General features: G+C 60.8%; 8 protein-coding genes. 3 read left to right on the top strand and 5 right to left on the bottom strand.

The genetic code is table 11. The annotated features are described in order from the left end of the window. Positions 1-173: 173 nt before the first annotated feature. Complete coding sequence (locus tag IAE77_RS30375) at positions 174-863, bottom strand: hypothetical protein (protein WP_294235353.1); 690 nt, start codon at positions 861-863, stop codon at positions 174-176. Between the two features lie 58 nt (positions 864-921). Then, entirely contained in the window at positions 922-1,641 is a 720-nt protein-coding gene (locus IAE77_RS30380) for a hypothetical protein (protein ID WP_294235355.1), read from the bottom strand. A 121-nt stretch (positions 1,642-1,762) separates the two neighbouring features. Here IAE77_RS30380 and IAE77_RS30385 point away from each other — a divergent pair, with 121 nt between their 5' ends. Both IAE77_RS30385 and IAE77_RS30390 read left to right on the top strand, forming a co-directional pair. Continuing rightward, a complete protein-coding gene (locus IAE77_RS30385) occupies positions 1,763-2,749 on the top strand; it encodes a permease (protein WP_294235358.1) in 987 nt (328 codons plus the stop codon). 6 nt (positions 2,750-2,755) lie between these two features. Then, entirely contained in the window at positions 2,756-4,003 is a 1,248-nt protein-coding gene (locus IAE77_RS30390) for a hypothetical protein (RefSeq protein WP_294235360.1), read from the top strand. A 59-nt stretch (positions 4,004-4,062) separates the two neighbouring features. Here the strand turns inward: IAE77_RS30390 and ligA are convergent, their stop codons facing one another. From ligA to IAE77_RS30405, 3 genes are read right to left on the bottom strand one after another with little or no spacing between them, the layout of a single operon-like run. Further along, complete coding sequence (gene ligA, locus IAE77_RS30395) at positions 4,063-6,054, bottom strand: NAD-dependent DNA ligase LigA (RefSeq protein ID WP_294235362.1); 1,992 nt, start codon at positions 6,052-6,054, stop codon at positions 4,063-4,065. Positions 6,055-6,103: 49 nt separating this feature from the next. Next, positions 6,104-7,735: a hypothetical protein gene (locus IAE77_RS30400; RefSeq protein ID WP_294235364.1), complete on the bottom strand. Its 1,632-nt coding sequence runs from the start codon at positions 7,733-7,735 to the stop codon at positions 6,104-6,106. Further along, positions 7,732-8,502 carry an ABC transporter ATP-binding protein gene (locus IAE77_RS30405; RefSeq protein WP_294235366.1) on the bottom strand — a complete coding sequence of 257 codons (771 nt, stop codon included), beginning with the start codon at positions 8,500-8,502 and terminating at the stop codon, positions 7,732-7,734. The genes IAE77_RS30400 and IAE77_RS30405 overlap by 4 nt, the downstream gene beginning before the upstream one ends. Before the next feature lie 134 nt (positions 8,503-8,636). On the opposite strand from IAE77_RS30405, the gene IAE77_RS30410 reads away from it, so the two are divergent. Continuing rightward, positions 8,637-10,949: a secretin N-terminal domain-containing protein gene (locus IAE77_RS30410; protein ID WP_294235368.1), complete on the top strand. Its 2,313-nt coding sequence runs from the start codon at positions 8,637-8,639 to the stop codon at positions 10,947-10,949. Positions 10,950-11,082 lie beyond the last annotated feature (133 nt).

Here is an 11,082-nt window from a genome sequence, read left to right on the forward strand (position 1 = left end):
CTTTACATCGGCTCACAATCTACCTTCTTGAAAGCGTTGCCCGGGGATTTGAGGTTTCCAGAGGTGCCCTTGTCCTAATTATTACTTAACGGCATTGGGGCTAAGCTGGTTTAGACCAGGTTAGTCCAAAGCAATTGATGCCCAAGGATGCGCAATGCCGGTGCAATCCGGTCCTACTTCTCCTCGATGTCCCAATACGAAAAGGCTGGCTCATCCCGGGTAGGCAGAGTCTCTCGTTTTTTGCCTGACGGATCCAAACTTTCGATGGTCTGCCAGCTCAGCGTGCCATCAGGTCGGAGTTTCTCGACTACAACCGAACCGTCATTGCGTCCAATGATGATCTCTCCGCGAGGCCACGCACGCCCCCTTTTATTACCCGCTTCCACTGAAACATCCCAAGTGGGAGGCCATGATACATTCAAACAGTTTTCAAACACAAGCGCCGCATTGCCGAAAGAGTCCTCAGATTGATTCTTCACCAACATCCAATGACATTCTCCAGGCATGAGAGCCTTGTCAAAGTTCGGCGCTCTCCCAATCTCATTGTCTGGAACGAACACGCTCTTGGGGCATCCGAAGATGCGTTCATCCAGCAAGATCTCCTTTTTGAACAACTCCCGGAACACTTCATTTGCTGACCTGAAGTCAGAATGTCCCCCGTCCGGGTAGGTGGCGCCAGCATCTCTTGCATACAGCTTCAGAGACAAAATGATCTGCTTACAGTTGTTCAAGGCCCTCGTTTGATCGCCCCTTTTCGCAGTTACGTTGACCGTGGGAATCATCAACGAGATCAATAAAAGGATTACCAGGGCCACAGCCGCCCACTGCAAGCACCACCAGCGCTGTTTCGGTGACTCATTCATGCGCTGATTCCATCAAAACTGGTGAGCCGACGCAATCTCGTTCTGTTATGAACTCAAACTACTTCTCCTCGATGTCCCAATAAGAGAGCTTCGCGACTTGCTCGGGCGTCAGGTAGTCGATCCAGCTTTTGCCGTGCTCATCGAGATTCGTCGGTGAATGCCAGTCGAGCGTGCCGTCGGGGCGGAGTTTTTCGACGGCGACCGAGCCATCGTTGCGGCCGATGATGATTTCCCGGCCGCGCCATGATCTTCCTCTTTTCAGGGAGTGATCGCCAAACCACTGAGGAAACTTAGGTCTCGACGTGCCCCATTTGGGAGGCCATGAGGCGTTGAGGCTGTTCTCAATGACGAGGGGCGTCTTGGGATGCACAGCATCGGACTGATGCTTCAGCAGCATCCAGTGGCATTCACCTGGCAACAAAGCCCGTGTGAACCCAGGAGGAGACCCGATCACATTGTCTGGTTGAAAGACGCTTTCAGGAGAGCTGACAATCCTCTCATTATCGATGATCTGCTTCTTAAACAACTCCCGAAACACCTCGTTTGCAGAGCTGAATCGTCTATCAAGGCTGTCCGGATAGTATGACTCCGCATCTTTGGAATGCTGTTTCAGCGCCATGATGAGCTGCTTGCAGTTGTTAACGGCCTTGACCTGCATTCCCATGGTTTGGATCCTGGGGTGTGTTCCGCGCACATCGCATAAACTCACCAACAGCGCGAGCAGGGCCCCGACTCCCCACGGCAAACACCCCCAGCGCTGTTTCGGCGGCTCATTCATGCGTGGATTGCACCAAATCCTGGCAACGAAGGCAATCCCAATCCGGCATTCGTCGCTTCCGCCCCGCTTTCGCGCTTGAACCAGCCTTCCCGGAGCGTTTAAAACAGCTTCACCACCACTCATGCATTTCCTCGCTGCCGCCCTTCCCGAACCCAGCCGCCTGGGGGACTTCCTCATGGCTTTCCTGAGCATCATCTTCGAGGGGGCTCCCTACATCCTGATCGGGACGATCTTTTCGGGCATCATCGACGCCTTCCTGCCGGCGAAGCTGCTGGACCGCGTGCTGCCGAAGAGCAAGGTGCTGTCCACGCTGATCGCCGGATTCCTCGGACTGGTGTTTCCGGTGTGCGAGTGCGCGGTGGTCCCGGTGATCCGGCGGTTGGTGCAGAAGGGGCTGCCGCTGTCCTGCGCGGTGACCTACATGCTCTCAGCCCCGATCATGAATCCCATCGTGGCGATCAGCACTTTGACGGCCTTCAAGGAGTTCCAGGGCCTGACCTGGGCCACAGCGGGCAATGCGACGATGACGATCGCCCGCCTCTCCCTCGGCTACCTCGTGGCGGTGATCGTGGGCCTGGTGGTGCTGCGCTTCAAACCCGGCCAGGTGCTGCGGGCGAGCATCGCGAGCAAGATCGAAGCCGCGAACGCGGAAGAAGGCCACGGGCATGCCCACGGCGCGAATTTCAATGGCAAGCTCGTCCACGCCATGCGCAGCTCGATGCGCGACTTCCTCGACACGGCGATGTACTTCGCCATCGGCGTGATCATCACCTCCGCCTTCAACACGCAGGTGAATCAGGCGATCTTGAACACCGTCGCGGGCAACGAATGGCTGGCCCTGCCCTCGATCATGGGCCTGGCGATGGTCCTCTCGCTGTGCAGCACCTCGGACGCCTTCATCGCGGCTCCGATGGCAGCCTTCTCGATGGCGGCGAAGCTGGCCTTCCTGGTCTTCGGTCCGATGATGGACATCAAGCTGCTGTTCATGTACTCCAGCGTCTTTCAGCGGAAGGTGGTCGTTTACCTTCTGATCGGACTGTTTGTGCTCGTCGGCGTGCTGGCCACGCCGTGGATGAGCCTGATTCAAAGCCTTTACATCAAACCTTGATCCGCCATGAGCGCCACCCGCACCCTCGTTCATCTGCTCAGCGTCGCCATGCTCCTTCTGTGGGGCGGCGTGCTGCTCTACTTCCACATCACCGGCCGTCTGGTGAACTACCTCCCGCCGGATGGCATCTTCCGCCCCATGGTGCTCGTCTCCGGCATCGGGCTGGTGGTGCTGGGCCTCTTCAACCTGCTCACCATGACCGCCGAGGACGCCGGCTGCGAAGGCCATGATCACGCGCATGACCACGATCACGCCCCCAAGGACTGCGGGCACGATCATTCGCACAAAGCTGGCTGCTGCGGCCACGACCACGGCCATGAACACAAGCACGAGCATGGAACCTGCGATCACGATCACCACCATCACGAGGGCTGCGGTCATGACCACGCCCATCACGAGCACAAGCATGAGCACGGCTGCTGTGGTCATGATCACGGCCACGCTCACAGCCATGAAGGCCACGCGCATGGCATCCTGGAGGAAAGTTCCTGGCCTGGCCGCATCGCCGTGCTGCTGATCCTTGCCGCGCCGCTTTCCTGGGCCGCCCTGTCCACCCCGGACCGCTACAGCCAGAATGCGATCGTGAACAAAGGCCTCTACGACCCGAACTACGCCGACCAGTCACGCGCTGAGCAGTTCGACCTCAAAAACAAGAGCAAGGCCGCTGCGCCGTCCGCAACCGCGCCTGCTGTCACCGCGAAGGTGACCACCGAACCGCCCCTGCCGGGCACGACCGCCTCCACACCGATGCCTGCCGGCGTCGCCACGGCCAACGCAGCGCTCAAAGAAGCCACCGAAGCCCCCAAAAACGTGCCCACAGCCGCCCAGGAATCGAAGAGCTACGGCTCCTTCACCTTGGAAGATCTCAAGGCCCAGGTGCCGCAGAGCAAGGAGGGCAACTTCATCCTCGAAGTGCCTGAACTTTACTACACCGGTGGCGACCTTGAGGTGCAGAAGGTGCTCGGCGGCCAGATGGTCGAGACCGTGGCTCAAATCATGCCGGAAAAGGTCAACAACGACGATGGTCACCGCCTGCGCATCTTCCGCATGCTCGTCCAATGCTGCGCGGCCGATGCCCGTCCGTATTCCGTGCCGGTTGATTTCGGCAAGAAGGCACCTGACTTCAAGGAGATGACCTGGGTGAAGGTGGTCGGCAAGATGGGCTACAAGAAGGAAGGCGACCAGACCGTGCCCATCATCGAAGCCACGAAGGTCGAGGAGACCACCGCGCCCGACAACGCGATGATCTACTGAGGTGCGTCTGATGCCGTGGCGGTTGCAGCTCTCCGCGCCGCCATGGTCGGGCGGCGGCCTCAAATCATCGCGCGGAACTCCGGCTCAGCCAGGACTTTGACCCCCAGTTTTTTCGCCTTGTCGAGTTTGCTGCCCGCCTCCTCGCCAGCGAGCAGGTAGGTCGTTTTGCCGCTCACGCTGCCACTCACTTTGCCGCCGTGGGAGCGGATCAGATCGGCGATCGTCTCGCGATCTTCGCTCAAGGTGCCGGTGATGACCCAGGTGGTGCCATTGAGCTTCTCGGAGGCGGCCGTCACGGCCTTTTGCGTGAAATTGAGACCAGCGGAGCGCAGACGGTCGAGCAACTGGAGGTTCACCGGATCGTGAAACCACGCATGGATGCTGACAGCGACGATTTCGCCAATGTCAGGGCACTGGACGAGTTCCTCGACACTCGCCTTGGCGATGGCATCGATGCCGCCGAAGTGCTCCAGCAGCTTCCGCGCACCGCCTGCGCCGACATGGAGGATGCCCAGGCCGAACACGAGCCTCCATGGATCCTGCTGCTTGCTGCTTTCGATGGCTTTGAGGTAATTGTAGATGCTCTTGGTGCCGACACGTTCGAGGCGGGCGAGCAGCAGCTCGTTCAGCGCGTAGAGGTCCGCCACGTCGCGGACGAGTTTCAGATCAACCAGTTGGGCGACGACGGATTCGCCAAGTCCGCTGATGTCCATGGCTCCGCGGCAGACGAAGTGCTCGATACGGCGCTTCACGACTTCCGGACAGTGCGGATTCGGGCAGCGGATGACGACCTGCTCCTCATCGCGATGCACGGCCGTGCCACAGACCGGACAATGCGTGGGGGCAATGACAGCGCTCTCCCCGCCGTTCCGCCGCTCCTTTTTGACGGAGACGACGGCAGGAATGATCTCGCCCGCCTTTTCAATCACCACGATGTCGCCGACGCGGATGTCCTTGCGTTCGATCTCCTCGTAGTTGTGCAGCGTGGCGTTGCTGACGGTGCTGCCGCTGATGAAAACGGGCTCCAGACGGGCCACCGGGGTCAAGGCACCTGTGCGCCCGACCTGGATGTCGATGGCGAGCAGTTTGGTCTCCGCCTGCTCCGGCTGGTATTTGTAGGCGATGGCCCAGCGGGGCGCCTTGCTGGTCACACCGAGTTCCCGCTGGTCCGTGAAGCTGTTCACCTTGATCACGGCACCATCGGTCTCATAAGGCAGGGATTTGCGTTGCTCGTCGAGCTCACGGATGGCGGCCAGCAGGCCTTCAGCGCTGTCGGCACGCCAGATGAGATCCGCTTTGCGCAGTCCTGCCGCCTCAAGCAAGGCGTGAACGTCGGTCTGCGACTGCAAATCCATCCCTCCTGCGTCAGCCAGGCCGTAGAACACGATGTCGAGCGGCCGTTTCGCGACGATCTTCGGATCGAGCAGCTTCAAGGTGCCCGCAGTCGAGTTGCGTGGATTCGCGAACAGCGGCTCTCCAGCCTCCTCACGCTCCTTGTTCAGCTTCGCGAAGCCGGCTTTCGGCATGAAGACCTCGCCGCGCACCTCAAAGGTCTGCGGGCCGGTTTCCGGCAACCGCAAAGGCAGGCGTTTGATGGTTTTGAGGTTGTTCGTCACATCATCGCCAGTCTGGCCATCGCCACGCGTCGCACCGTGCTTCAGGACCCCGTTTTCATAGCGGATGGTGATGGCGACGCCATCGACCTTCGGCTCGATCACGCAGTCGATCGTCTCACGTGCGAGCCCCTTCTGCACGCGGGCAAAGAAGGCGGTGAGCTCCTCCTCCGAGTAGGTGTTGTCGAGGCTCATCATCGGCACCGTGTGCCGGATCTGCGTGAAGCCCTCCAGCGGAGCGCCACCGACGCGCTGCGTGGGTGAATCCGGTGTCAGCAGGTCCGGAAACCGCTGCTCGATCTCCTGCAGCTCCCGCAGCAGCAGGTCGAAATCCTTGTCCGAGATGACCGGCCGGGCCTCGACATAGTAGAGGCGGTTGTGGTGGTGCAGTTCGGTGCGGAGAAAGGCGGCACGGGTGGCAGCTTCGGCGTGGGTCATGGTGAGGCGATGTGATTAGCTGCAAAGAGCCGCAATGAAACGCAAAAACTCACTCCGTCGGCGCGAGCCAGGGCGTGTCGCGCATCAGGTGCTTCATCAGGGCGGCGGCACCGAGCATGATGATGGCTTCTAGAAGAAGAAAACCGGCAAAATGACCGATGTGCCACATCCAGGCCGCCAGGCCGCCCACGGCTCCGGCGGCGATCATGGTGCCAGCCAGCATGAGACAGCCTGATGCGCTGTTTTTCACCTCCTCGGAAGGTTTTGCGAGTGGCAGCCACTGGCCGACGATCCCGGTGATGAGCGAAAAAGAGGGCAGGAACAACACCGCAGGCAGACTCAGGACCAGCGGAGCCGCAGACTGCCGGACGACGCACATGATCAGCGTCTGCAAAAGCAGCGCCGGGAAGGCAAGGCAGGCCAGAACAGCTTTCCGCGAGCCATGAAACAGGGGTGTCCAGTGCGGCAGCGGCGCCGCGTGAAAAAAGGCCGAGGCCCGCCACTGTTCCGAGCAGGCAAGGAACATCATCGCCTGCAGGGGCACGACGCCGAGGAAACATGTGGCGATCCCTTGCAGCATGACCGCCGGCTCGCCCGCACCTCCAGGCCTGCCGCTGAATGTCATGAACAGGGGCATGATGAGCATCGGCGCAATGCCCGGATAGAGGCGCATCTTCACCTCCCGGTCACGCAGGAGGTAGGCGACGGTCAGCTTGAAAGCCTCACGCTCCACCGGATCCCGCAGCCACCAGCTCAGGGGCGGGAACCGCACCGCTGCCGCGAGCCAGCGACCACGCGGGGTGGAAACGCCCTTCGGTGAACTGCCGGCCGCTTCGTTCAGGCTCATCAGGCCCCGGCCATATGCATCCCCCAGTTTCTCAAGCGCCAGCCAGCACGTCCCTGCGGTCACGACGACGGCCAGCAGCGCAGGCAGCCACAGAACCGACATGCTCAACGCACTGCCGCCGAGAAGCGCATCCAGCGCCCCGAACCATGTCGGCGGCAGGGCCAGAAACCAGCCCCCGGCCTGATCCGCATGCTTGAAGGTCTCGGACATCATCAGACGCGGCATGATCTGCCCGCTGATGACCATGAGGACGGCCAGCAACGATTGCAATGACGCCAGCAGGCTGTCGAAACGGTCCCGGCCCAGCCATTTCAGGCAGGCATTGTAAACCAGCACGATGCTGGCGGCGGAAAACAGCATCAACAGGGCCGTGGAAAACAGATGAGCCGGCACAAACCGCCAGGTGGCCCCGGTGGTGCCCAGACCGGCGATGAACCCGGCCAGATTCAGCGCCAGCGCCAGCAGCAGGGCAAAGCCGGCGAGCACGCTGCATTTGGCCCGCAGCATCTGCTGTGGCGTGACGGGCCGGTGCAGCAGGATCTCCGCCTCCTCCTTCATGAAAAGCATCGTCCCGGCGTTCGAGGCGAGGCTGAGGGAGGCAAACATGAAGGTGAAGCCGTGCAGGATGCTGGCGAACACGAAACTATCCGCATTCCGGGCGAACACGGCGGGCATGATGCCGATCAAGGCATACAGCACCAGGGAGGCGCCAAGGCCGATCTGCCGCCGGGTCTTTTGCGCCCCCATCTGCTGCGCGGCACGGCCGCGGAACAGCAGCCGCCAGAAAAGCTTCCGCAGCACCTTGTCTGGCGGTGGGACGGTGGCCGCACTCATGAGAGAAGGCTTTTCGCAAAGGATTCCGCCCGCGCCTCCAGGCCGCTGAGACCGGTCAACTGCGTGAAAAGCTGTTCCAGAGTCGCGACGCCGTGCTGGCGCTGCAATTCCTCCGGCGGGCCCTCCACCAGGAGTTTTCCCTGGGCCATGATCGCCACGCGGTCACAGACACGCTCGACGACATCGAGCACGTGGGAACTGTAAACGATCGTCTTCCCCTCACGCGCGAGGGTCTCCAGCAGCGCCTTGAAACCGACCGCCGCGTTGGCATCGAGGCCGTCGAGAGGCTCGTCCAGCAAAACCACCTTCGGATTGTGAAGCAGCGCGGCGGTGATCACCACCTTCCGCCGCATGCCCTTGGAGTAGGCACCGAGCAGCTTCGAGGTGAGCGTCTGCTCGTCCAGTTCGAAGAAGTCCAGGAACAGCCGGATGCGCGGTCGCGCCTCGTCTTCCTGGATGCCGTAAAGGGCCGCGATCATGAGCAGGAACTCCAGCCCTGTGAGCGATTCATAAACCGCGCCCGAGTCAGGCACAAAACCCATCAGCCGTTTCGCCACCATCGGTTCGGTGACGACATTGGTGCCGCAGATCAAAGCGGTGCCGGCATCAGGCTGCAGCATTCCGGTGATCATTTTGAGCGTGGTGGTCTTCCCTGCCCCGTTTGGCCCCAGCAAACCCACAATCAGGCCCGGCTGAACCTCCAAAGTGAGCTGATCCACGGCCGTTTGTGCCCCGAAGCGCTTGGTGAGTCCCTGGATGGAGATCATGGACGCCGATGATTCACGGCGGAACAGGCCATGCAAGCAGGCTCCGTCGGCCCCAGGCCCTGGATTTTAACAGGTCTTAACTAAACTCTTGCCGGTAAGGCTAAATTCAATATACTCAGTGTAATTTCAACAAAATGCCTGATTTCCCTTCCCACCTGCCCACACGGCTCCGCTTCGCCGTGCTGATGGTGATTTTGCTGCTCGGCGTTCGTCAGGCATCAAAAGCCCAGCAGCCCGCCCCTCTGCCGCCAGCCCAGAGCGGAACGTATGTTCCAGTGGGTGATGGGGCCACGATCAAGGTCAATTTCCCCAGTGCGCCGATCCAGGCCATCATCCCCTTTTATCAGCAGCTCACCGGGAAGAAGCTCATTCTCGACTCCGCCTTGCAGGGTGAACAGCTCCGCATCCTGTCGCCCCAGCTCCTCACCAAGAAGGAAGCCATCGCCTTCATCGAGGCCACCTTTCTGCTGAACGGCTACGCCATCATCAACATCGACCCGACCACGGCCAAACTCATCAACCATGCCGGTGGCAAAAGCCCCACCGCGGACGGTTTGAAGGTGTACAACAGCCTGCACGAGCTGCCCGACGGCGAGGAGATCTGCCATTACGTGCTCCCCTTGGAGCACATCTCCGCTGATCAGGCCTCCAAGGCCTTCCAGCAGGTCATCAAGCTGCACTCCTACGGGGCCATGACGGCGATCTCGAACGATTCGGCCCTGATCATCACGGAAAACAGCACCACGATCCGCAGCATCTGCGAGATCGCCCAGATCGTCGATGTCCCGCCGGCTGAGATCGCCAATGAAATGATCAAACTGGAGCGGTCGGACGTGGAACTCGTGGCCGAGATCATCACCAGCATCTTCGAACAGGAGGCCAAGGCGGAGGCCAGCAGCCCGGCCACGCTCCCCGTGGCAGCAGTGCCAAATCCCTCGGCTCGTCCGGGTGTCCCGGCCGTGCCCGCCGCTGCACCTGCCGCAGGCGGCACCGCATCCACCAACCCCGCCTCATCCCGGGTCAAGATCTTCCCTTATCGCCGCACCAACGAGCTTCTGGTCATCGGCCGTCCGGTGGACATCGCCTACATCCGCGGCCTCGTCGAAAAACTCGACAAGCACGACGACGGCTCGAATTTCCTCAAGCGCCGCCTCAAATACCTCGACGTGCTCGATTTCCTGCCCGTGGCCTACAATGCCCTGGCTCGCGACACCGACATCCAGTCCGAAAACGGCGGGGCCACCAGCGGTGGCGGTCGCAGCGGCAGTTCACGCCGTACCAGTGGCAGCTCCAATTCCCCCTCCACGGAAGCCCGCAACAACAGCGCCGGCGGTTTGAACTCGGCCTTTGGCAGCAGCGACAATTTCGGCGGTGCCAGCGGCTTCAACACCGGGTCGAACACAAACCGCAGCGTTCTGGACGCACCAGAGGCCGTGGGAGCGCCGGAATCGATGATTGTCGGAAAAACGCAGCTCATCGCCGATCCGCAGTCGAACAGCCTCGTAGTGTCCGGTTCGCCCGAGCACATCGCGCGCATCGACCAGCTCCTGGAAGAGATGGATGTGCGTCCGCAGCAGATCTACATCTCCGCCATCGTCGGCCAGCTCAATCTGGGCAAGAACTACAACTACGGCTTCGACTTCCTTCAGCTCCTTGATGACTTCAGCGTGCGCCGTGAGGACGGCACCACGCCTTCCTCCAGTTCGTCCGGCAGCGTGACCGGCGGGATTCAGTTCCCCACGAACTTCTCCAACTTCTCCTGGAACCAGTTAAACTTCTACGGGCAGATCGGCTCGCTGAGCGAGTACATCAAGGTCATCGACGGCAACAACGACTTCAAAGTGCTCGCCACGCCCAGTGTGTATGCCCGCAACGCGAAAAAATCAGTCATCTCCTCCGGCCAGCGCATCGCCGTGCCCGCGCAGATCCTCTCCAACGGCGGTTTCTCCGCAGGGATCGCCAGCACGAGCGTCAGCGTCGATTACCGTGACGTTTTGCTCAAGCTGGAGGTCATTCCGCTCATCAACTCCGATGACGAGGTCACTCTCAAGATCGCCCAGATCAACGACAACATCGTCGGCACGCAGACGATCTCCGGCAACACCGTGCCCACCATCGGCACGCAGGAGTTGGTGACGGAGGTGGCGGTCAAAAACGGCGCCACCGTCGTCCTCGGAGGCCTGATCACCGAGCGCGTGAACAATTCCGAGCGCGGCGTGATCTTCCTGCGCCGCATCCCGATCCTGAAGCACCTTTTCACCAACACCGACAAGGAAGCCAGGCGCGAAGAACTGCTGATCTTCATCCAGCCGCATATCATCAAGTCGAGTGATCGCCTGGACGGCCCGAACGAGATCGAAGCCCGGCGCAGTGACGTCTTCAATGAAGCGGTGGATTTCGCCAATCCACAACTAGAGGACATCCCCCGTGCCCTGCCGGCACGTTGAGCCTGAAACAACCTTCTTGTCGATTTCCATCACAGCAGCCGCGATTGACCGGCCGTCGAGATTTCAGAGTCTTCGCTGTCCTGAGTGGGTATCGAAGGTAGCAGCGGCGAAAGCGGAGTGGTAGGAAGAGGGA

Source organism: Prosthecobacter sp., assembly GCF_014879935.1.
Classification (GTDB): domain Bacteria; phylum Verrucomicrobiota; class Verrucomicrobiia; order Verrucomicrobiales; family Verrucomicrobiaceae; genus Prosthecobacter.

Excerpts from the sequence above, each read along its gene's own strand:
- IAE77_RS30405 (WP_294235366.1), bottom strand. The coding sequence starts at position 8,502 with ATGATCTCCATCCAGGGACTCACCAAGCGCTTCGGGGCACAAACGGCC.
- IAE77_RS30390 (WP_294235360.1), top strand. The coding sequence starts at position 2,756 with ATGAGCGCCACCCGCACCCTCGTTCATCTGCTCAGCGTCGCCATGCTC.
- IAE77_RS30385 (WP_294235358.1), top strand. The coding sequence starts at position 1,763 with ATGCATTTCCTCGCTGCCGCCCTTCCCGAACCCAGCCGCCTGGGGGAC.
- IAE77_RS30410 (WP_294235368.1), top strand. The coding sequence starts at position 8,637 with ATGCCTGATTTCCCTTCCCACCTGCCCACACGGCTCCGCTTCGCCGTG.
- IAE77_RS30375 (WP_294235353.1), bottom strand. The coding sequence starts at position 863 with ATGAATGAGTCACCGAAACAGCGCTGGTGGTGCTTGCAGTGGGCGGCT.
- ligA (WP_294235362.1), bottom strand. The coding sequence starts at position 6,054 with ATGACCCACGCCGAAGCTGCCACCCGTGCCGCCTTTCTCCGCACCGAA.
- IAE77_RS30380 (WP_294235355.1), bottom strand. The coding sequence starts at position 1,641 with ATGAATGAGCCGCCGAAACAGCGCTGGGGGTGTTTGCCGTGGGGAGTC.
- IAE77_RS30400 (WP_294235364.1), bottom strand. The coding sequence starts at position 7,735 with ATGAGTGCGGCCACCGTCCCACCGCCAGACAAGGTGCTGCGGAAGCTT.